17 protein-coding genes and 2 tRNA genes are annotated in these 22,295 nt (G+C 52.8%); 12 read left to right on the top strand and 7 right to left on the bottom strand.

Annotation, left to right across the window (positions count from 1 at the left end):
• Positions 1–13: 13 nt before the first annotated feature.
• Genes NB069_RS12950 through narI form a run of 4 tightly spaced genes read left to right on the top strand, consistent with a single transcriptional unit; the run spans position 14 to position 6,673 of the window.
• Positions 14–3,757 carry a nitrate reductase subunit alpha gene (locus NB069_RS12950; RefSeq protein ID WP_250584129.1) on the top strand — a complete coding sequence of 1,248 codons (3,744 nt, stop codon included), beginning with the start codon at positions 14–16 and terminating at the stop codon, positions 3,755–3,757.
• Positions 3,754–5,289, top strand: a complete 1,536-nt coding sequence (gene narH / locus NB069_RS12945; RefSeq protein ID WP_250584127.1) for a nitrate reductase subunit beta — start codon at positions 3,754–3,756, stop codon at positions 5,287–5,289. The genes NB069_RS12950 and narH overlap by 4 nt, the downstream gene beginning before the upstream one ends.
• Complete coding sequence (gene narJ / locus NB069_RS12940; RefSeq protein WP_250584125.1) at positions 5,286–5,996, top strand: nitrate reductase molybdenum cofactor assembly chaperone; 711 nt, start codon at positions 5,286–5,288, stop codon at positions 5,994–5,996. Before narH ends, narJ begins: the two co-directional genes overlap by 4 nt.
• A complete protein-coding gene (gene narI, locus NB069_RS12935) occupies positions 5,996–6,673 on the top strand; it encodes a respiratory nitrate reductase subunit gamma (protein WP_250584123.1) in 678 nt (225 codons plus the stop codon). The genes narJ and narI overlap by 1 nt, the downstream gene beginning before the upstream one ends.
• Here narI and NB069_RS12930 read toward each other — a convergent pair.
• Positions 6,670–7,566 carry a DMT family transporter gene (locus tag NB069_RS12930; RefSeq protein WP_250584121.1) on the bottom strand — a complete coding sequence of 299 codons (897 nt, stop codon included), beginning with the start codon at positions 7,564–7,566 and terminating at the stop codon, positions 6,670–6,672. The two genes, narI and NB069_RS12930, sit on opposite strands and share 4 nt — an antisense overlap.
• Positions 7,567–7,673: 107 nt before the next feature.
• On the opposite strand from NB069_RS12930, the gene NB069_RS12925 reads away from it, so the two are divergent.
• Positions 7,674–8,117: an Lrp/AsnC family transcriptional regulator gene (locus NB069_RS12925; RefSeq protein WP_250584119.1), complete on the top strand. Its 444-nt coding sequence runs from the start codon at positions 7,674–7,676 to the stop codon at positions 8,115–8,117.
• 167 nt (positions 8,118–8,284) lie between these two features.
• On the opposite strand, the gene NB069_RS12920 is transcribed toward NB069_RS12925, so the two are convergent.
• The 4 genes from NB069_RS12920 to NB069_RS12905 all read right to left on the bottom strand — a co-directional run bounded on the left by NB069_RS12920 (position 8,285) and on the right by NB069_RS12905 (position 9,993).
• A tRNA-Tyr gene (locus NB069_RS12920) sits at positions 8,285–8,369 on the bottom strand.
• Positions 8,370–8,404: 35 nt separating this feature from the next.
• Positions 8,405–8,489, bottom strand: a tRNA-Tyr gene (locus NB069_RS12915).
• Positions 8,490–8,645: 156 nt separating this feature from the next.
• Complete coding sequence (gene purU / locus NB069_RS12910) at positions 8,646–9,488, bottom strand: formyltetrahydrofolate deformylase (protein ID WP_032611289.1); 843 nt, start codon at positions 9,486–9,488, stop codon at positions 8,646–8,648.
• Positions 9,489–9,534: 46 nt separating this feature from the next.
• On the bottom strand, positions 9,535–9,993 hold the full coding sequence (locus NB069_RS12905; RefSeq protein WP_250584116.1) for a YchJ family protein: 459 nt from the start codon (positions 9,991–9,993) through the stop codon (positions 9,535–9,537).
• 114 nt (positions 9,994–10,107) lie between these two features.
• Between NB069_RS12905 and rssA the strand changes: the two genes are divergently transcribed.
• The 3 genes from rssA (at position 10,108) to galU (ending at position 13,223) form a co-directional block, all read left to right on the top strand.
• Positions 10,108–11,007 (top strand): patatin-like phospholipase RssA, encoded by a 900-nt coding sequence (gene rssA, locus NB069_RS12900; RefSeq protein WP_250584114.1) that lies wholly within the window; start codon positions 10,108–10,110, stop codon positions 11,005–11,007.
• Positions 11,008–11,099: 92 nt separating this feature from the next.
• Positions 11,100–12,113: a two-component system response regulator RssB gene (gene rssB, locus NB069_RS12895; RefSeq protein WP_250584112.1), complete on the top strand. Its 1,014-nt coding sequence runs from the start codon at positions 11,100–11,102 to the stop codon at positions 12,111–12,113.
• A 201-nt stretch (positions 12,114–12,314) separates the two neighbouring features.
• Positions 12,315–13,223, top strand: a complete 909-nt coding sequence (gene galU / locus NB069_RS12890; RefSeq protein WP_250584110.1) for a UTP--glucose-1-phosphate uridylyltransferase GalU — start codon at positions 12,315–12,317, stop codon at positions 13,221–13,223.
• Between the two features lie 204 nt (positions 13,224–13,427).
• Here galU and hns read toward each other — a convergent pair whose 3' ends face one another.
• Positions 13,428–13,841 carry a histone-like nucleoid-structuring protein H-NS gene (gene hns / locus NB069_RS12885; RefSeq protein WP_250584108.1) on the bottom strand — a complete coding sequence of 138 codons (414 nt, stop codon included), beginning with the start codon at positions 13,839–13,841 and terminating at the stop codon, positions 13,428–13,430.
• Between the two features lie 549 nt (positions 13,842–14,390).
• On the opposite strand from hns, the gene tdk reads away from it, so the two are divergent.
• Positions 14,391–15,005, top strand: coding sequence for a thymidine kinase (tdk, locus tag NB069_RS12880; RefSeq protein ID WP_250584106.1), 615 nt, complete (start codon positions 14,391–14,393; stop codon positions 15,003–15,005).
• A gap of 67 nt (positions 15,006–15,072) precedes the next feature.
• Here tdk and adhE read toward each other — a convergent pair whose 3' ends face one another.
• Positions 15,073–17,748, bottom strand: a complete 2,676-nt coding sequence (adhE, locus tag NB069_RS12875) for a bifunctional acetaldehyde-CoA/alcohol dehydrogenase (protein WP_250584104.1) — start codon at positions 17,746–17,748, stop codon at positions 15,073–15,075.
• Positions 17,749–18,224: 476 nt separating this feature from the next.
• Here adhE and NB069_RS12870 point away from each other — a divergent pair, with 476 nt between their 5' ends.
• The 3 genes from NB069_RS12870 to oppB all read left to right on the top strand — a co-directional run bounded on the left by NB069_RS12870 (position 18,225) and on the right by oppB (position 22,284).
• On the top strand, positions 18,225–18,872 hold the full coding sequence (locus NB069_RS12870; RefSeq protein WP_250584102.1) for a YchE family NAAT transporter: 648 nt from the start codon (positions 18,225–18,227) through the stop codon (positions 18,870–18,872).
• A 774-nt stretch (positions 18,873–19,646) separates the two neighbouring features.
• Positions 19,647–21,278, top strand: coding sequence for an oligopeptide ABC transporter substrate-binding protein OppA (gene oppA, locus NB069_RS12865; RefSeq protein WP_250584101.1), 1,632 nt, complete (start codon positions 19,647–19,649; stop codon positions 21,276–21,278).
• Between the two features lie 85 nt (positions 21,279–21,363).
• Complete coding sequence (gene oppB, locus NB069_RS12860) at positions 21,364–22,284, top strand: oligopeptide ABC transporter permease OppB (RefSeq protein ID WP_039030681.1); 921 nt, start codon at positions 21,364–21,366, stop codon at positions 22,282–22,284.
• Positions 22,285–22,295: the final 11 nt, after the last annotated feature.

Below are 22,295 nucleotides of genomic sequence, written 5' to 3'. Positions count from 1 at the left end.
CAGGAGATACCCGATGAGCAAATTTTTGGACCGGTTTCGCTACTTCAAACAGAAGGGTGAAACTTTTGCCGATGGGCACGGCCAGGTTCTGGAGACTAACCGGGACTGGGAAGACGGTTACCGTCAGCGTTGGCAACATGACAAAGTGGTGCGTTCTACCCACGGCGTAAACTGCACCGGCTCCTGCAGCTGGAAGATTTTCGTTAAAAATGGTCTCGTGACCTGGGAAATGCAGCAGACCGACTACCCACGCACCCGCCCGGATATGCCAAACCACGAACCGCGCGGCTGCCCACGTGGCGCCAGCTACTCCTGGTACCTGTACAGCGCTAACCGCCTGAAATATCCGCTGATGCGTAAACGCCTGATGAAGATGTGGCGCGAAGCGAAAGCGCAGCACAGCGATCCGGTGCTGGCCTGGGCCTCTATTATCGAAGACGCCGACAAAGCGAAGAGCTTCAAACAGGCCCGCGGTCGCGGTGGCTTTGTGCGCTCCTCCTGGCAGGAAGTGAACGAACTGATCGCTGCCTCCAACGTCTACACCGTGAAAACCTACGGCCCGGACCGTGTGGCTGGCTTCTCACCGATCCCGGCGATGTCGATGGTTTCCTATGCCTCGGGCGCCCGCTATCTGTCCCTGATCGGCGGTACCTGCCTGAGCTTCTACGACTGGTACTGTGACCTGCCGCCTGCCTCTCCGCAGACCTGGGGTGAACAGACCGACGTACCGGAATCCGCAGACTGGTATAACTCCAGCTACATCATTGCCTGGGGCTCCAACGTTCCGCAGACCCGTACCCCGGATGCCCACTTCTTTACCGAAGTGCGTTACAAAGGCACAAAAACCGTTGCCGTGACGCCGGACTACGCCGAAATCGCCAAACTGTGCGACCTGTGGCTGGCACCAAAACAAGGTACCGATGCGGCGATGGCGCTGGCGATGGGCCACGTCATGCTGCGTGAGTTCCACCTCGACAAACCAAGCCAGTACTTCACCGACTACGTGCGCAAGTACACCGACATGCCAATGCTGGTGATGCTGGAAGAGCGCGACGGTTACTACGCCGCAGGCCGTATGCTGCGTGCCGCCGATCTGGTGGATGCGCTGGGCCAGGAAAATAACCCGGAGTGGAAAACCGTTGCCTGTAACAGCAGCGGCGAGCTGGTGGCGCCAAACGGCTCTATCGGTTTCCGCTGGGGTGAGAAGGGCAAATGGAACCTCGAGCAGCGTAACGGCACAACGGGTGAAGAGACCGAACTGCGCCTCAGCATTCTGGGCAGCCAGGACGAGATTGCCGATGTCGGCTTCCCGTACTTTGGCGGCGAAGGGTCTGAACACTTCAACAAGGTTGAGCTGCAAAACGTCCTGATGCACAAACTGCCGGTGAAACGCCTGCAACTGGCCGATGGCTCTAACGCGCTGGTGACCACCGTTTATGACCTGACCCTGGCCAACTACGGTCTGGAGCGTGGTCTTGGCGACGAAAACTGCGCCACCAGCTACGACGAGGTAAAAGCCTATACTCCGGCCTGGGCAGAACAGATCACCGGCGTACCGCGGGCGCACATCATCCGTACCGCCCGGGAATTTGCCGATAACGCCGATAAGACTCACGGGCGTTCGATGATTATCGTCGGTGCCGGTCTGAACCACTGGTATCACCTCGATATGAACTATCGCGGTTTGATCAACATGCTGATCTTCTGCGGCTGTGTCGGTCAGAGCGGCGGCGGCTGGGCACACTACGTCGGCCAGGAAAAACTGCGTCCACAGACCGGCTGGCAGCCGCTGGCGTTTGCCCTTGACTGGCAGCGTCCGGCGCGTCACATGAACAGCACCTCCTACTTCTATAACCACTCAAGCCAGTGGCGCTACGAAACGGTTACCGCCCAGGAGCTGCTGTCGCCGATGGCGGATAAATCCCGCTATACCGGCCACCTGATTGACTTCAACGTTCGCGCTGAACGTATGGGCTGGCTGCCGTCTGCGCCGCAGCTGGGCACCAACCCGCTGCGCATTGCGGAAGAGGCGAAAAAAGCTGGCATGACGCCAGTGGACTACACCGTCAAGTCCCTGAAAGAGGGGTCTATCCGTTTCGCCGCTGAACAGCCGGAAAACGGGAAAAACCATCCGCGCAACCTGTTTATCTGGCGCTCCAACCTGCTGGGCTCGTCCGGTAAAGGCCACGAGTACATGCTGAAATACCTGCTTGGCACCGAAAACGGTATCCAGGGGAAAGATCTCGGCAAGCAGGGCGGCGTGAAGCCGGAAGAGGTGGAGTGGCAAGACAACGGCCTGGACGGCAAGCTGGATCTGGTGGTGACCCTGGACTTCCGTCTCTCCAGCACCTGCCTGTACTCCGATATTGTCCTGCCAACCGCCACCTGGTATGAAAAAGACGACATGAATACCTCGGATATGCATCCGTTTATTCATCCGCTGTCTGCCGCCGTCGATCCGGCGTGGGAATCCAAAAGCGACTGGGATATCTACAAGGACATCGCGAAGAAATTCTCCGAAGTCTGCGTAGGGCATCTGGGTAAAGAGACCGACGTGGTCACGCTGCCAATCCAGCACGACTCTGCCGCCGAACTGGCGCAGCCGCTGGACGTGAAGGACTGGAAAAAGGGCGAGTGCGACCTGATCCCGGGCGTAACGGCTCCGCACATTATTCCGGTGGAACGTGATTACCCGGCGACGTACGAGCGCTTTACCTCTATCGGCCCGCTGATGGAGAAAATCGGTAACGGCGGCAAGGGCATCGCCTGGAACACCCAGAGCGAAATGGATCTGCTGCGCAAGCTCAACTACACCAAAGCGGACGGCCCGGCCAAAGGTCAGCCAATGCTGAACACGGCGATTGATGCAGCGGAGATGATCCTCACCCTGGCCCCGGAAACCAACGGTCAGGTGTCGGTGAAGGCCTGGGCGGCGCTGAGTGAGTTTACCGGTCGCGACCATACCCATCTGGCGCTGAACAAGGAAGACGAGAAGATCCGTTTCCGCGACATCCAGGCTCAGCCGCGCAAAATTATCTCCAGCCCGACCTGGTCTGGTCTGGAAGATGAGCATGTCTCCTACAACGCCGGTTACACCAACGTTCACGAGCTGATCCCATGGCGTACGCTGTCCGGTCGTCAGTCCCTGTATCAGGATCATCAGTGGATGCGTGACTTCGGTGAGAGCCTGCTGGTCTACCGTCCGCCGATTGACACCCGCTCCGTGAAAGCCGTGATGGGTGCGAAATCCAACGGTAACCCGGAGAAGGCGCTGAACTTCCTCACGCCGCACCAGAAGTGGGGTATCCACTCTACCTACAGCGACAACCTGCTGATGCTGACCCTGTCACGCGGTGGCCCGATTGTCTGGATGAGTGAAGCGGACGCCAAAGATCTGGGTATCGAAGATAACGACTGGATCGAAGTGTTTAACAGCAACGGTGCCCTGACCGCCCGTGCGGTAGTGAGCCAGCGTGTGCCGGCCGGGATGACCATGATGTACCACGCGCAGGAACGTATCGTGAACCTGCCGGGTTCTGAGATAACGGAACAGCGCGGCGGTATTCATAACTCCGTGACCCGTATTACGCCGAAACCTACCCATATGATCGGCGGCTATGCGCAGCTGGCCTACGGCTTTAACTACTACGGCACCGTAGGATCGAACCGCGATGAGTTCGTGGTGGTACGTAAGATGAAGAACATTAACTGGTTAGACGGTGAAGGTAATGACCAGGTACAGGAGAGCGTAAAATGAAAATTCGTTCACAAGTCGGCATGGTGCTGAATCTGGATAAATGCATCGGCTGTCATACCTGCTCAGTCACCTGTAAAAACGTCTGGACCAGCCGGGAAGGGATGGAGTACGCCTGGTTCAACAACGTGGAAAGCAAGCCGGGCGTCGGCTTCCCGAACGACTGGGAAAACCAGGAGAAATGGAAGGGCGGCTGGATCCGTAAAATCAACGGCAAGCTGGTGCCGCGCATGGGTAACCGGGCAATGCTGCTGGGTAAAATCTTCGCTAACCCGCATCTGCCGGGCATCGACGACTACTACGAGCCGTTTGATTACGATTACCAGAACCTGCATAACGCCCCGGAAGGTAAACACCAGCCGATCGCCCGTCCACGCTCGTTGATCACCGGGAAGCGGTTGGACAAGATCACCAGCGGACCCAACTGGGAAGAGATTCTGGGCGGCGAGTTCGAAAAGCGCGCCAAAGACCAGAACTTCGAGAACATGCAGAAGGCGATGTACGGCCAGTTCGAAAACACCTTCATGATGTATCTGCCGCGCCTGTGCGAGCACTGCCTTAACCCGGCATGTGTCGCCACCTGCCCGAGCGGTGCTATCTACAAGCGTGAAGAAGACGGCATCGTGCTGATCGACCAGGATAAGTGCCGCGGCTGGCGTATGTGTATCACCGGCTGCCCGTACAAAAAAATCTACTTCAACTGGAAGAGCGGCAAGTCTGAGAAGTGCATCTTCTGTTATCCGCGTATCGAAGCCGGGATGCCAACCGTCTGCTCTGAAAGCTGCGTAGGCCGTATCCGTTACCTCGGCGTGCTGCTGTACGACGCAGATGCCATTGAAAACGCGGCAAGCACCGAGAACGAGAAAGATCTCTACCAGCGCCAGCTGGACGTGTTCCTCGATCCGAACGATCCGAAAGTGATTGCCCAGGCGCTGAAAGATGGCATTCCGCAGAGCGTGATCGACGCGGCGCAGCAGTCGCCGGTGTACAAAATGGCGATGGACTGGAAGCTGGCCCTGCCGCTTCACCCGGAATACCGCACCCTGCCGATGGTCTGGTACGTGCCGCCTCTGTCACCCATCCAGTCTGCTGCGGATGCGGGCGAGCTGGGCAGCAACGGCATTCTGCCGGATGTCGAAAGCCTGCGTATCCCGGTTCAGTATCTGGCTAACCTGCTCACCGCGGGTGACACCCAGCCGGTACTGCTGGCCCTGAAACGTATGCTGGCGATGCGCCACTTCAAACGTGCGGAAACCGTTGACGGCGTCATCGATACCCGCGCGCTGGAAGAGGTGGGCTTAAGCGAAGCCCAGGCCCAGGAGATGTACCGCTATCTGGCGATTGCTAACTACGAAGATCGTTTCGTGGTGCCGAGCAGCCACCGTGAGCTGGCCCGTGAAGCCTTCCCGGAAAAAAGCGGCTGTGGCTTTACCTTCGGCGACGGTTGCCACGGTTCAGACAACAAATTCAACCTGTTCAACAGCCGTCGCATTGACGCGATGGATGTGACCAGCAAAACGGAGCCGCACCAATGATTGAACTCGTCATTGTTTCGCGTCTGCTCGAGTACCCGGATGCTGCGCTGGTGCAGCATCAACAGGAACTCTTCGATGCACTCGCGTCATCGGAAAACCTGGATAAAGAGGATGCCCAGACCCTGGGCGTTTTCCTCCGCGATCTGCTTTCCCGGGATCTGCTGGACGTGCAGTCTGACTACAGCCAGCTGTTCGATCGCGGCCGCGCCACGTCGCTGCTGCTGTTCGAACACGTTCACGGTGAATCCCGTGACCGGGGCCAGGCGATGGTGGATCTGATGTCCCAGTACGAGCAGCACGGCCTGCATCTCGACAGCCGCGAGCTGCCGGATCACCTGCCGCTGTACCTGGAATATCTGGCGCAGTTGCCGAAGGAGGAGGCGCTGGGCGGCCTGCAGGATATCGCCCCGATTCTGGCGTTACTGAGCGCGCGCTTACAACAGCGTGAAAGCCGCTATGCGGTGCTGTTCGATCTGCTGGTGAAGTTGGCAAACGCTGTGGTTGACAGTGAAAAAGTGGCGGAAAAAATCGCCGATGAAGCGCGCGACGATACCCCACAGGCGCTGGATGCGGTCTGGGAAGAGGAGCAGGTGAAGTTCTTTGCTGACCAGAGCTGCGGTGAGTCGGAAATTGCCGCTCACCAGCGTCGTTTTGCCGGTGCCGTGGCCCCGCAATATTTGAATATCTCTACCGGAGGACAGCAATAATGCACTTCCTGAATATGTTCTTCTTCGATATCTATCCCTATATCGCGGGTTCGGTCTTCCTGATTGGCAGCTGGCTGCGTTACGACTACGGCCAGTACACCTGGCGTGCCGGCTCCAGCCAGATGCTGGATCGTAAAGGGATGAACATGGCCTCAAACCTGTTCCACTTCGGTATTCTGGGCATCTTTGCCGGTCACTTCCTTGGAATGCTGACCCCGCACTGGATGTATGAATCTTTCCTGCCGATGGACGTGAAGCAGAAGATGGCGATGATTGCGGGCGGCGCCTGCGGCGTGATGACCCTGGTGGGTGGCCTGCTGCTGCTGAAGCGTCGCCTGTTCAGCCCGCGCGTGCGGGCCACCACCACCGGAGCGGATATTCTGATCCTCTCCCTGCTGATGGTGCAGTGTGCGCTGGGTCTGCTGACCATTCCGTTCTCGGCGCAGCATATGGACGGCAGCGAAATGCTGAAGCTGGTAGGGTGGGCCCAGTCCGTGGTCACCTTCCACGGCGGGGCGTCTGAGCATCTGGACGGCGTGGCGTTTGTGTTCCGCGTACACCTGGTGCTGGGGATGACGCTGTTCCTGCTGTTCCCGTTCTCCCGTCTGGTGCATATCTGGAGCGCGCCGGTGGAGTACATGACGCGCAAATACCAGATTGTCCGCGCCCGTCGCTAATCCGCCGCTTTCATCTCAACCCCGCATTGGCGGGGTTTTTTTTCGCCCCAGCCGAGGTTATTACCCGCCGCGGCAAACAGAATCAGCGCTCCGGCCGCCAGTTGAGTAAGGTTAAGCGCGTGACCAAATACCAGGTTGTCGACGACAAGCGCGACTACCGGATAGATAAACGACAGCGATCCGATAATCGGGGTAGGCAGCTTCTGAATGGCGCTGTAGAGCAGTTGATACATCACCCCGGTGTGCACGATGCCCAGCGTCAGTAAAATCGCCCACGGAAAATCGCTGGAGAAGACCGGCATACTGGCCAGCGGCAGCAGCATCACTACGCCGGTTAAGACCTGAATAAACGCGATGTGCTGGGGTGCGATGGTCTTTAATTTACGGGTGATAATGGCGGTGAGGGCATAAAAGAAGGCGGCACCCAGCGCCAGGCCGATCCCCGTCAGCCATTGCGTGCTGTGCCCGCCGGTCAGCTCGCTGGAGAGCAGGATAACCACACCGCCAAAGGCAAGGAACAGCCAGCCCCATTTTACCAGGCTCACCCGTTCGCCCATCAGCATACCCATCAACACCAGCATAAAGGGCTGGGTGTTGTACACCACCGTAGACAGCCCAATGGAGATACGATCGAACGCGGCAAACAGCAGCAGCCAGTTAATGACCAGCGCCACGCCGCCGAGAACGGCCAGCCCGAGCGTGACCCGGGTTAGCGGGCTAAAAGGGCGTTTACTGAAACGAATAAAGAGAAACAGGGCGAGGGCGCCAATCAGACAGCGCCAGAACACCACACCAGTGACCGGTAAACCGGAAAGCAAAACAAACGCGCCGATAGAGCCGGATATCAGCATCGCCAGGCTCATCTGCCAGACGCCTTTTTGAATGTCACGCATCATATACCTCCTGATTAATGTCTCTATTGTTAAAAAACCGTGTCCGGTTTAACAGGGCTGAATTAAGGTAAGAGTCAGGATCTGCTTTTATAAATTAGGTAAATGCTATGGATTACATAATTGATGATATCGACCGCCATATTCTGCGCTGCCTGGTTGAGGACGCGCGAATGTCGCTGAAGGTGTTGAGTGCCCGGGTTGGGCTTACGTCACCCAGTACGGCGGAGCGTTTAAAAAGGCTCGAGGAGCGGGGCATTATTCAGGGCTATAGCGCCCGGGTAAACCTGGCTGCGCTGGGGTATACGCTGCAGGCGCTGGTTCGCGTGCGTCCGTTACCGGGGTTATTGCAGAAGGTGGATAAATACATCCAGCAGATGCCCGAATGTATTGAGAGCGACAAAGTGACCGGCGAGGACTGTTTTGTCATCAGGCTGGTGGTGCGTTCGATTGAGCATCTGGATACGTTGCTGGATGGGCTGGCACAACATGCGCAGTGCAACACGTCGATTGTGAAGCGTTCACCGGTGTCGCGTCGGCTGCCTCCGGTGTAGCGGACACGGCGCGGTTATCATGCCGGGTGGCGGCTTTGCCTTACCCGGCCTACGATCCAGTTTTGTAGCCCCGGTAAGCGCAGCGCCACCGGGGAAAACAGGTGCACGAAATCGAAAGAATATTGGCTTATTTGTGAATTAAGGGATTTAAAGCGATTCGGAAGTGATGGTGGTGGGGGAAGGATTCGAACCTTCGAAGTCGATGACGGCAGATTTACAGTCTGCTCCCTTTGGCCGCTCGGGAACCCCACCAGGGGTAATTCAAATTTTGAGGTAAAGCTGAGAGATGGTGGTGGGGGAAGGATTCGAACCTTCGAAGTCGATGACGGCAGATTTACAGTCTGCTCCCTTTGGCCGCTCGGGAACCCCACCACGGGGTAATGCTTTTACTGGCCTGCTTCCTTGCGGGAAGCGGGGCGCATCATATCAAATGACGCGCCCCTGTAAAGACTTCCTTTGCTAAATTGAATCGTTTGCCTGATTTTTATGCATAAAGCCGCAAAGCTAATCAATTCATTTTATAAAGGATTAAAGAATAATCGTTCTGTTACCGTACACAAAGACGCGCTGGGCCAGCACCTGATACAGCGCGCGGCTTAGCACATTTTTTTCGACGTCGCGGCCGGCACGCATCATATCTTCCGCCGTGTAGGTATGATCGACATGGATTACGTCCTGCATGATGATAGGACCTTCATCCAGATTGTCATTCACGTAGTGGGCCGTTGCACCGATGATTTTCACGCCGCGCTCGTACGCCTGATGATAAGGACGCGCACCAATAAACGCCGGCAGGAACGAGTGGTGAATATTAATAATCTTGTTCGGGAAACGGGCAACGAATGACGGCGTCAGAACGCGCATGTATTTCGCCAGCACCACGTAATCCGGATTATGTGCTTCGATGGCCTGGGCCATGAGATTGTCATGCTCTTCGCGGGTATGACCTTCATGGCTGACCAGCTCAAACGGAATATCAAAACGCTCAACCAGAGTACGCAGCGTCTCGTGGTTACCAATGACAGCGGCGATTTCCACGTCCAGGCCGCCATAGTTGGCTTTCATCAGCAGGTCGCCCAGACAGTGCGCCTCTTTGGTGACCAGAATCACCACACGACGACGCCCGGCAGGCGTCAGTTCGCGCACCGAACCTTCCGGCAGGGCGCCGTCCAGATCGGCAAGCAGCGTGGCGTCATTGAAAATCCCTTCCAGCTCGGTACGCATAAAGAAGCGGCCGGTACGGTGATCAACAAACTCGTTGTTCTGCACGATATTCAGTTCATGTTTGTAACAAATATTGGTAATTCGGGCGATCAGCCCTTTCTGGTCGGGACAAATGGTGCGCAGCACTTTACGTTGTGTTGATTGCATTGCCGGAAAATCCTTTAAGTGTTTGCTGAATTGGTGTCGTCAGGCCTTATTGCCCGCAACACTTTTTAAATTTTTTACCTGAACCACAGGGACAGGGGTCATTACGACCGAACTGCGGACGCGTACCGTCAACATAGTACCACTGTCCGCCTTCCTTTAAGAAACGGGAGCGTTCGATGATGGCGCCTGCTCTACCTTGTTCGGTAAAGCGCGCTACAAAACTGACGAACCCCTCGTTTTCATCCCGGCCCGCTGCTTTTTCGTACTGCGTCAGGCCGAGCCACTGCGTATTTGCAAATCCGGCCTCGATCTCCTGACGAAAATCAGTAGCATGGCAGGATGGATGCCAGGTTTTGATCAGGTAGTCTGCGTCCCGCGTCACAAAAGCGGCATATCGGGAGCGCATAAGTGATGCCGGGTCGGGTGCAACCTGTTCACCAGTAAGATATCGCTGGCAACATAGGCTATAATCGAGAGCGCTACCGCAGGGGCAGAGTTGAGACACGGTTCTTTTCCTGAAAATAAAATATGAATGGCTTACAACGCCAGGGTGGCACTATGTTAACTGAGCGTTTGCAATGACGCTATGCAGGAATCCAGGGGACGCTAAACAGGGCTAATGAGAAAAGTAAAAATTGGACTGGCGTTGGGCTCAGGTGCAGCCCGAGGCTGGTCGCATATTGGTGTGATCAACGCCTTACAACGTTTGGGTATCGAAATTGATATTGTTGCAGGCTGTTCAATAGGTTCGCTGGTGGGGGCCGCCTACTCGTGTGGCAAACTCCCCGAACTGGAAACCTGGGTACGTTCCTTTAGCTACTGGGATGTCCTGCGCCTGATGGATCTCTCCTGGCAACGTGGCGGGTTATTACGTGGTGAACGCGTCTTTAACCGTTTTCGCGAGGTCATGCCCCTGACCGAATTCTCCAGCTGTCAGATGCCTTTCGGCGCGGTGGCGACTAACCTCAGCACCGGCAGAGAGATCTGGTTCACCGAAGGCGATATCCACCTTGCCGTACGTGCCTCCTGCAGTATGCCTGGCCTGATGGCCCCTGTTCCGCATAACGGTTACTGGCTGGTTGACGGCGGCGTTGTTAATCCGGTGCCCATTTCACTGACCCGCGCAATGGGGGCCGATATCGTGATTGCAGTAGACCTCCAGCATGATGCCCACCTGATGCAGCAGGATCTTATGCCGGTTAATACCCAGTCGGATGAGCCCGCGCCAGAAGATCTCGCCTGGCATAAACGCCTGCGAGGACGATTCACGCGAACCACCCGTAAACTGGTCGCTGCGCCTACCGCCATGGAAATCATGACAACGTCAATTCAGGTGCTGGAAAACCGCCTGAAGCGCAACCGAATGGCGGGTGACCCGCCGGATATATTGATCCAACCTTTTTGTCCACAAATTTCAACGCTGGATTTTCATCGCGCAGAGGCGGCCATAACCGCAGGCGCGCAGGCGGTAGAAAAGAAAATGGATGAATTATTACCTTTAGTGCGGGCAACAGCCTGAGCACGCTTTTTTTGATTACTTCAGCAAAATCTGACAGGCGATAGTACCGATAGCATGCCACTATTTAACTATTGTCAGCGCCAGGAGAGACCATGACACAGCCATTAGCCGGGAAACAAATTCTGATAGTTGAAGACGAGCCTGTTTTCCGTTCCTTACTGGATTCATGGCTATCATCGCTGGGCGCGACGACCGCGCTTGCAGGTGATGGAATCGACGCTCTGGAAAAAATGGCGGGCCTCAAGCCCGATTTGATGATTTGCGACATTGCCATGCCGCGAATGAATGGCCTGAAGCTGGTGGAGCATTTACGTAATGCCGGTGACCAGATTCCGATTCTGGTCATTTCCGCGACGGAAAATATGGCTGATATCGCAAAAGCTTTACGTCTGGGTGTACAGGACGTCCTGCTTAAGCCGGTAAAAGACCTGAACCGGTTACGTGAAACCGTACTTGCTTGCCTCTATCCCAATATGTTCAATTCGCGTGTTGAAGAAGAGGAACGACTTTTTCAGGACTGGGATGCGCTGGTAAATAACCCTTCTGCAGCGGCAAAACTGTTACAGGAACTTCAGCCACCAGTGCAACAGACGTTTTCCGGGTGCAAAGTGAATTACCGCCAGCTGATGGCTGCGGATCAACCGGGTCTGGTCCTGGATATCGCACCGTTGTCCGATAACGATCTGGCGTTTTATTGTCTGGATGTTACCCGGGCAGGGGATAATGGCGTGCTGGCGGCGTTATTATTGCGTGCATTATTTAATGGTTTACTCCAGGAACAACTTTCTCATCAGGGTCAGCGCCTGCCTGAGTTAGGTAGCCTTTTGAAACAGGTTAACCAGTTGCTGCGACAAGCCAGTCTGCCTGGACAATTTCCTTTACTGGTCGGTTATTACCACAGCGGCCTGAAAAATTTGATTCTGGTTTCCGCCGGACTTAATGCCACGCTTAATACGGGTGAGCATCATATTCAGGTCAGTAACGGCGTTCCGTTAGGAACCTTAGGAAATACTTATCTCAATCAAATAAGCCACCGCTGCCCCTCATGGCAATGCCAAATTTGGGGTTCAGGCGGACGGTTGCGCTTAATGTTGTCCACAGAATAGTCAGTTGAAATTTAAACGGTAGATAGCTTTACCGTCGTTTTACGGGCAATGCTACTATCGGTGCCTGTTTTCATTCGTATTTATCCTAATTAAGCGGTAGCGCGTCCTTTTCAGACCCGGACTTCATCCACAGGCTGATATACTGAACGCGTTATTAATGCAGACTAAAGTTCAAAACATGAACAGTTCAGGAGAGTTTCAATGGCTGCCGTAAATTCGAAAGTGACAAAGGCCGTTATCCCGGTTGCCGGGTTGGGAACCAGGATGCTGCCGGCAACGAAGGCAATTCCAAAAGAGATGCTGCCACTCGTTGATAAGCCATTAATCCAGTATGTGGTCAACGAATGTATTGCCGCAGGCATTACTGAAATTGTGCTGGTAACGCATTCATCCAAAAACTCTATCGAAAACCATTTCGATACCAGTTTTGAACTTGAAGCCATGCTGGAAAAACGTGTTAAGCGTCAGCTTCTGCAGGAAGTTCAGTCTATTTGCCCGCCGCATGTCACTATTATGCAGGTCCGTCAGGGGCTGGCAAAAGGTCTGGGCCATGCCGTACTGTGTGCTCACCCGGTAGTCGGCAACGAGCCGGTAGCGGTTATTTTACCTGACGTTATTCTCGATGAGTTTGAATCCGATCTCTCCCAGGATAACCTGGCAGAAATGATTAAGCGCTTCGACGAAACGGGCAGCAGCCAGATCATGGTTGAGCCAGTTGAAGACGTTACCGCCTATGGCGTTGTAGACTGCAAAGGCGTTGCCATGAACCCGGGTGACAGCGTGCCAATGGTTGGCGTCGTTGAGAAGCCAAAAGCCGACGTAGCGCCGTCTAATCTCGCTGTAGTAGGGCGTTATGTCCTGAGCGCAGAGATTTGGCCGCTGCTGGCTAAGACGCCTCCTGGTGCCGGTGATGAAATCCAGCTGACCGATGCCATCGACATGCTGATCGAAAAAGAGACCGTTGAAGCTTACCATATGAAAGGTAAAAGCCATGACTGCGGTAATAAACTCGGTTACATGCAGGCATTCGTTGAATATGGTATCCGTCACCAGTCTCTGGGTGAGGAATTTAAAGGCTGGCTGAAAGACACGCTGGGCATTAAAAACTAATACGGCGTTGACGCGCTAAGCAAAAAACCGGTGTTAGCCAGGCTACACCGGTTTTTTTATGACCTTTTTAAGCCGCGTCTTAGCAGGGGCACGAGTATAAACAGGCTTAATCGTTATGACAGCATGTAACAGGATGTCACACTGTATAAAATAGAGGCATAAAAAATCCCGCATTAAGCGGGATTTTTCGGATAATTTACTGACTTATTCCTTAATCAGGAAGTCGTCCAGTTGTTTACCTTGTTCATCCATAGCTTTCTTGATAACAGCTGGAGTACGACCCTGGCCGGTCCAGGTTTTAGATTCGCCGTTCTCATCGATGTAGCTATATTTAGCCGGACGCGCAGCGCGTTTAGCTTTAGTACCGGTTTTAGCGGCAGCCATGCTGTTCAGCAATTCGTTTGGATCAATACCATCGGCGATCAGCATTTCACGATATTGCTGCAGTTTACGCGTACGTTCTTCGATTTCAGCAGCAGCGGCATTTTCTTCTTCGCGACGCTCGTTAACAACGACTTCTAATTTCTCCAGCATTTCTTCAAGCGTTTCCAGAGTACATTCTCTCGCCTGGGCACGGAGAGTACGGATGTTGTTCAGAATTTTAAGTGCTTCGCTCATTGTAGTAATCTCAAACTTATAATGTGGGGGGTTTGTTGAAGTAATAATAGAGGCATAAATTGATATATGCAATAGGTCATAATGTAAGGAATTCAAAAAATACCCAATATTCGACACTATTATTAATTAAGCCAACTTAAATTTGGTAGGGCAAAAGGGGCCCCCGTTATCAAATGATGCGTTGTAAACCTGACGGTGAACTCTTTTTTTGTCTGTAATTTTGTCAGGGTTTATTGTTGCTAAGGATAAATATCAACCTTTCGTATTAGTACTGAAAACACGGTTACCCACGGGAATGGTTAATTATTTCTTAATCCATTTTGGCCCTGTGTAGTCATTAAAATAACAGGTTTTTCCAGAGCTTAGCACGAATATAAAGCCAGCGTATTTCGTCTTTTTCGCATGATCCATCATCATTTATCCTATATCCTGGTGAAGAACAAAACCCGCTGGCGCCCGCGTAAACCGCCTCAGGGCAGGGAAGACCGGACAAAATATGGTACAATCGCGCATCGGTAATAATACACATTGATTAGGGTTTAATGGCCAATGGCACAACTGTATTTCTACTATTCAGCAATGAACGCAGGTAAGTCGACCGCATTACTGCAATCCTCCTACAATTACCAGGAGCGTGGGATGCGGACGGTGGTTTACACCGCTGAAATCGATGACCGTTTTGGCACCGGGAAGGTCAGCTCGCGAATTGGCCTTTCTTCTCCCGCCAGGCTATTTAACCCACAAACCAATCTGCTGGATGAAATTCGAGCAGAATCTGCCGTTCAGGCGGTACACTGCGTGCTGGTAGATGAAAGCCAGTTTTTAACGCGTCAGCAGGTTCATGAGCTTTCCGAAGTCGTTGATGAGCTGGATATTCCGGTGCTCTGTTATGGCCTGCGTACTGATTTTCGCGGTGAGCTATTTATCGGTAGCCAGTATTTGTTAGCCTGGTCTGACAAACTGGTGGAACTGAAAACCATCTGCTTCTGCGGGCGTAAAGCAAGTATGGTGCTGCGTCTTGACCAGGCGGGTAAACCCTATGCGGAAGGCGAGCAGGTGGTCATTGGCGGCAATGAACGCTATGTATCCGTATGCCGCAAGCATTATAAAGAGGCGCTGGTCACCGGCTCTCTGACAGCAATCCAGGACGCCTGTCGTCGCTGATTCTTCTTTTCACTGTATAACAGACATAAAAAAACCCGCCGGAGCGGGTTTTTTATTGAGCGTTTAATTAAGCGCTTTTCTTCGCTTTCTTATCCGCTTTTACCAGTGCTTCTACTGCAGGCGCAGCAACCACACCTTCAGAGTACTCACGGCCGTAGTAGGTATCCAGCAGGATCTGTTTCAGCTCGGCAATCAGTGGGTAGCGCGGGTTCGCACCAGTACACTGGTCATCGAATGCATCTTCAGACAGCTTGTCAACGTGTGCCAGGAAGTCAGCTTCCTGAACGCCTGCTTCACGAATTGACTTAGGAATGCCCAGTTCAGCTTTCAGGCTTTCCAGCCATGCCAGCAGCTTCTCGATCTTCGCTGCAGTGCGGTCACCAGGTGCGCTCAGGCCCAGGTGGTCAGCGATTTCTGCGTAGCGACGGCGAGCCTGTGGACGGTCGTACTGGCTGAATGCAGTCTGCTTAGTTGGGTTATCGTTCGCGTTATAGCGGATAACGTTAGAAATCAGCAGGGCGTTCGCCAGACCGTGAGGAATGTGGAACTGTGAACCCAGCTTGTGCGCCATGGAGTGGCACACGCCCAGGAAGGCGTTAGCAAACGCGATACCGGCGATGGTGGCAGCACTGTGCACACGCTCACGGGCAACCGGGTTTTTAGAGCCTTCGTTATAAGATGCTGGCAGGTTCTCTTTCAGCAGTTTCAGTGCCTGCAGAGCCTGACCGTCGGAGAACTCGGACGCCAGTACAGAAACATAAGCTTCCAGGGCGTGAGTTACCGCATCCAGACCACCGAATGCACACAGTGATTTCGGCATCTCCATAACCAGGTTGGCATCAACAATCGCCATATCCGGGGTCAGGGCGTAGTCTGCCAGTGGGTATTTCTGACCGGTTGCATCGTCGGTTACTACGGCAAACGGAGTAACTTCAGAACCGGTACCGGAAGTGGTGGTGACGGCGATCATTTTCGCTTTCACGCCCATTTTCGGGAACTTGTAGATACGCTTACGGATATCCATAAAGCGCAGTGCCAGCTCTTCGAAGTGCGTTTCCGGGTGCTCGTACATTACCCACATAATTTTGGCTGCGTCCATTGGGGAGCCGCCGCCCAGCGCGATAATCACGTCTGGTTTGAAGGAGTTTGCCAGCTCTGCGCCTTTACGCACAACGGACAGGGTTGGGTCAGCTTCAACTTCGAAGAACACTTCAGTTTCCACGCCAGCTGCTTTCAGAACAGAGGTGATCTGGTCTGCGTAGCCGTTGTTGAACAGGAAGCGGTCAGTCACGATGAGCGCACGTTTGTGGCCATCAGTAATCACTTCATCCAGCGCGATTGGCAGGGAGCCACGGCGGAAGTAGATAGATTTCGGAAGTTTATGCCACAACATGTTTTCAGCTCGCTTAGCAACGGTTTTCTTGTTGATCAGGTGCTTAGGCCCAACGTTCTCAGAGATGGAGTTACCACCCCATGAACCACAACCCAGAGTCAGGGAAGGCGCGAGTTTGAAGTTGTACAGGTCACCGATACCACCCTGGGAAGCAGGGGTGTTAATCAGGATACGGGCAGTCTTCATCATCTGACCAAAGTGAGCAACACGTTCTGGCTGGTTGTCCTGGTCGGTGTACAGGCAGGAGGTATGACCGATACCGCCCATTGCAACCAGTTTCTCAGCTTTAACGACCGCGTCTTCAAAATCTTTCGCGCGGTACATTGCCAGCGTTGGAGACAGTTTTTCGTGCGCAAACGGCTCGCTTTCGTCAACGATTTTCACTTCGCCAATCAGGATCTTGGTGCTGGCTGGAACGGTGAAACCTGCCAGTTCAGCGATTTTGTACGCTGGCTGACCGACGATGGCAGCGTTCAGTGCGCCATTTTTCAGGATGATGTCCTGAACAGCTTTCAGCTCTTTGCCCTGCAGCAGGTAGCCGCCGTGGCTGGCGAAACGTTCGCGAACGGCATCATATACGGAGTCAACCACAACAACGGACTGCTCAGAAGCACAGATTACGCCGTTATCGAAGGTTTTAGACATCAGTACAGAAGCGACAGCACGTTTGATATCGGCGGTTTCGTCGATAACAACAGGTGTGTTACCCGCACCTACGCCGATTGCTGGTTTACCGGAGCTATAAGCGGCTTTAACCATGCCTGGGCCACCGGTCGCAAGGATCAGGTTGATGTCCGGGTGATGCATCAGGGCGTTAGACAGCTCCACAGAAGGCTGATCGATCCAGCCGATCAGATCTTTTGGTGCACCTGCAGCAATCGCCGCTTGCAGAACGATATCTGCCGCTTTGTTGGTGGCGTCTTTAGCACGTGGGTGTGGAGAGAAAATGATCGCATTACGCGTCTTCAGGCTGATAAGCGATTTGAAGATAGCGGTAGAAGTTGGGTTGGTTGTTGGAACGATACCGCAGATGATGCCGATTGGCTCAGCGATGGTAATGGTACCGAAGGTGTCATCTTCAGACAGAATGCCGCAAGTCTTCTCATCTTTATAGGCGTTGTAGATATACTCAGAAGCAAAGTGGTTTTTGATCACTTTATCTTCGATAATACCCATACCGGATTCGGCAACGGCCATTTTAGCGAGAGGGATTCGAGCATCTGCAGCAGCCAGAGCGGCGGCGCGGAAGATTTTATCAACCTGTTCTTGGGTGAAATTGGCATATTCACGCTGGGCTTTTTTTACGCGCTCTACAAGTGCGTTAAGTTCAGCGACATTAGTAACAGCCATAATGCTCTCCTGATAATGTTAAACTCTTTTAGTAAATCAGCTGCCCGACAACAAATCAGTATAGTCAGCGTCATTGCCACTTGCTTAACTTACGTAAAAACAAGGTGTTAACGTTTTCATCGTTCCCCTGATTTACTAAAAGAGCCTCCTATCAGTAGCCTGGGCTCAGACTCTGAATCTCCCTGGTGGCGTAATCAAGATTACTCACTTCTGAGTACCGAAAATATGATCTGTATCAATTTATCCATAAGCTGATACCTTTCAGCAGGGGTATTTTAGGGCATTTCATCAGATGTTAAATAATTGCAAAACTAATTGAACCATAAGAAGGCATAAAGTACACAAATATTTTACAGTGTAGTACCACCATATTTAGCATTATTGGGATGAAGTCCACGCGCAAAAGGCGTATCTTCTGCGCGGTTATTGTGGTTGCCACATTTTATATTACGATTTGCTTATCAGCGGAGCTAACAGTGAGCCTATCGCTCTTTGATTTTCCAACCTATTTTAAGTTCTTCATTGGTCTGTTCGCGCTGGTGAACCCGGTGGGCATCATCCCGGTCTTCATCAGTATGACCAGCTATCAGACCGCCGTGGCCAGGAATAAAACAAACCTGACGGCAAATTTGTCGGTGGCAATCATCCTGCTGACGTCGCTCTATCTTGGCGATTCAATATTGCAGATTTTTGGCATCTCCATTGATTCGTTCAGAATTGCCGGCGGGATCCTCGTGGTGACAATTGCGATGTCAATGATCAGCGGTAAACTGGGTGAGGACAAACAAAACAAGCAGGAAAAATCAGAAACCGCCATCCGCGAAAGCATCGGCGTGGTACCGCTGGCCCTGCCGTTAATGGCGGGACCGGGGGCGATCAGCTCGACCATTGTATGGGGGACGCGCTACCACAATCTGATGCATTTGCTTGGCTTCTCGGTGGCCATCGCGCTGTTTGCGTTCTGCTGCTGGGGTGTATTCCGTATTGCGCCGTGGCTGGTGCGCCTGCTGGGACAGACGGGTATTAACGTTATCACCCGTATTATGGGGCTGCTGCTGATGGCGTTGGGGATTGAATTTATTGTTACCGGTCTGAAATCAATTTTCCCGGGTTTATTAAGTTAACCATTTCATGCGAAAGAGCGGAGCCTGTGGCTCCGTTTTTTTTGTCATTATCAGCAAATCATATAATGAAAGTTGAAAATCGCTTTAACTATAATAAATTTTATTAATAATTTTGTTTGTTTAGTTTTCAATGGCTTGCCATCCATCACCCTCCTGCACTGGTCACATTCCGCGCAATATGTCTGTTATTTTACTCACACGATACTCTGGGGCTTGCTGCAAGATAACTGAGATGATATTAGTAATTTGCTGAATGATTTAGATGAATGTGCTAAATAATAGACAGTTGTTAATTTTTTGTACAAATAACACCAGATCTCTGGCAACGCCAGGCCGTCATCGACAACACTTTCAACATCCCATTGAATAGCGGTAACTTTTTCCGTTTTTGATGCGCGGCAGGGTAGCCCACAACGTCAGGGTAACTTTCGTAAAAGAGAATTGGTTAACAAATTTGCAAAATGTATTGGCACCTAAGTAAGCCATTTGGTACTTTCCGGCCATTCCATTTTAGTGTAATTCCTTTAGATGAGAATCTTTTTCATTAACGGTTCTGACCTATAAGAATTAATACACGCCTCGACAGGGGAGGCGTGTGACAAATCGACGCAAGGCGGCCAGACGAGCCGCCAGTAATAGTAAAGTCGGTGATAGCAAGAAGTAAAAAAACGCCTGACGGCAGCATAAACTCCTACGTTGTCAGGGAACCCCAAAAAGGGGAATTAAACAGGCTGGTAAAAAACCAGTAATTATAAAGAGTGGAGTATCAACACAATGTCCATCATCACAAAAAAAAGTCTGGTAGCTGCGGGAATTTTATCTGCGCTAATCGCAGGCAACGTTGCAATGGCTGCTGACGTACCTGCTGGGGTTCAACTGGCGGAGAAGCAAACGCTGGTTCGTAACAACGGGGCTGAAGTTCAGTCTCTGGACCCGCACAAAATTGAAGGTGTACCGGAGTCTAACGTTAACCGCGATCTGTTCGAAGGTCTGCTGGTCTCTGACGTTAACGGCCACCCGGTTGCGGGTGTTGCTGAAAAATGGGAAAACAAAGACGGTAAAGTCTGGACCTTCCACCTGCGTAAAGACGCTAAGTGGTCCGATGGTTCCCCGGTTACCGCCCAAGATTTCGTTTATAGCTGGCAGCGCCTGGCGGATCCAAACACCGCCTCGCCGTATGCAAGCTATCTGCAGTATGGCCACATCGCCAATATCGATGACATCATCGCCGGCAAAAAACCGGTTACCGACCTCGGCGTAAAAGCGATCGATGACAATACCTTCGAAGTGACCCTGAGCGAGCCGGTCCCGTATTTCTACAAGCTGCTGGTTCACCCGTCCGTATCCCCGGTTCCGAAAGCCGCGGTTGAGAAATTTGGCGAGAAGTGGACTCAGCCTGCCAATATCGTTACCAACGGTGCATATAAGCTGAAAGCCTGGGTTGTTAACGAACGTATCGACCTCGAGCGTAATACCAACTACTGGGATAACGCGAAAACCGTTATCAATCAGGTTACCTACCTGCCAATCTCGTCTGAAGTGACTGACGTTAACCGCTACCGCAGCGGCGAAATCGACATGACCTATAACAACATGCCGATTGAACTGTTCCAGAAGCTGAAAAAAGAGATCCCAGCTGAAGTACACGTTGACCCGTACCTCTGCACCTATTACTACGAAATTAACAACCAGAAAGCGCCATTCACTGACGTTCGCGTTCGTACCGCCCTGAAGCTGGCCCTGGATCGCGATATCATCGTCAACAAAGTGAAGAACCAGGGCGACCTGCCGGCCTACAGCTACACCCCGCCTTATACCGATGGTGCGAAGCTGACCGAGCCAGAATGGTTCAAAATGACCCAGGAACAGCGAAATGCAGAAGCGAAGAAACTGCTGGCCGAAGCCGGTTATACCGCTGAGAAACCCTTGACCTTTAGCCTGCTGTATAACACCTCCGATCTGCATAAAAAACTGGCTATCGCCGTCTCTTCCATCTGGAAGAAAAACCTCGGTGCCAACGTGAAGCTGGAAAACCAGGAGTGGAAAACCTTCCTGGACAGCCGTCATCAGGGCACCTTTGACGTGGCGCGTGCAGGCTGGTGTGCGGACTATAACGAACCGACCTCCTTCCTGAACACCATGCTGAGCGACAGCTCGAACAACACCGCACACTATAAGAGTGCTGAGTTCGACAAGCTGATCGGCGATACCCTGAAAGCCACTGACGATGCGCAGCGTGCTGACCTGTATGCGAAAGCCGAACAGCAGCTCGATAAAGACTCTGCGATCGTGCCGGTTTACTACTATGTGAACGCCCGTCTGGTTAAACCGTGGGTAGGTGGATATACCGGGAAAGACCCGATGGATAATATCTACGTTAAAAACTTGTATATTATCAAGCATTAATGGCAATGAGTGGGGCGGGCGATGCCTGCCCCACGGTGTCTACTCATCGTAATACTATATAGGCACACGCCAGAAGGTACGGGCAATGTTGAAATTTATCCTACGTCGCTGTCTTGAAGCGATCCCAACGCTATTTATTCTTATAACGATCTCCTTCTTTATGATGCGTCTCGCGCCGGGAAGCCCCTTCACCGGTGAACGTACGCTGCCGCCAGAAGTAATGGCGAATATCGAAGCGAAATATCATTTAAACGATCCTATCTCCACCCAGTATTTCAACTATCTGAAACAGCTGGCCCACGGTGATTTTGGTCCGTCGTTTAAATACAAAGATTATTCCGTAAACGACCTGGTGGCTTCGAGCTTCCCCGTTTCGGCAAAATTAGGCGCCGCGGCATTTTTACTGGCCGTTATTCTTGGCGTGACGGCGGGCGTTATTGCCGCGCTTAATCAAAATACCAAATGGGATTACGCCGTCATGGGGGTGGCAATGACCGGTGTGGTCATACCGAGCTTTGTCGTCGCACCCTTACTGGTCATGATATTTGCTATTACCCTCAAATGGCTGCCCGGCGGCGGCTGGAATGGCGGGGCGCTGCAGTACATGATCCTGCCGATGGTGGCGTTGTCTCTTGCCTATATCGCCAGTATTTCGCGTATTACCCGTGGTTCGATGATTGAAGTGCTGCACTCCAACTTCATCCGCACCGCCCGTGCGAAAGGGCTGCCGATGCGCCGTATCATCTTCCGTCACGCGTTAAAGCCCGCGCTGCTGCCGGTACTCTCGTACCTGGGCCCTGCGTTTGTCGGGATCATCACGGGGTCGATGGTTATCGAAACCATCTATGGTCTGCCGGGTATTGGCCAGCTGTTCGTTAACGGCGCCCTTAACCGCGACTACTCTCTGGTATTGAGTCTGACCATTCTCGTTGGCGCGCTCACCATCTTCTTTAACGCGATCGTCGATGTGCTGTATGCCGTTATCGATCCGAAAATTCGCTACTGACACTGGAGCTC

Origin of the sequence: Leclercia adecarboxylata, from assembly GCF_023639785.1 — a bacterium.
Classification (GTDB): domain Bacteria; phylum Pseudomonadota; class Gammaproteobacteria; order Enterobacterales; family Enterobacteriaceae; genus Enterobacter; species Enterobacter adecarboxylatus_D.
The sequence above is the reverse complement of the archived record's forward strand: the minus strand, read 5'-3'. Positions and strand labels throughout refer to the sequence as shown.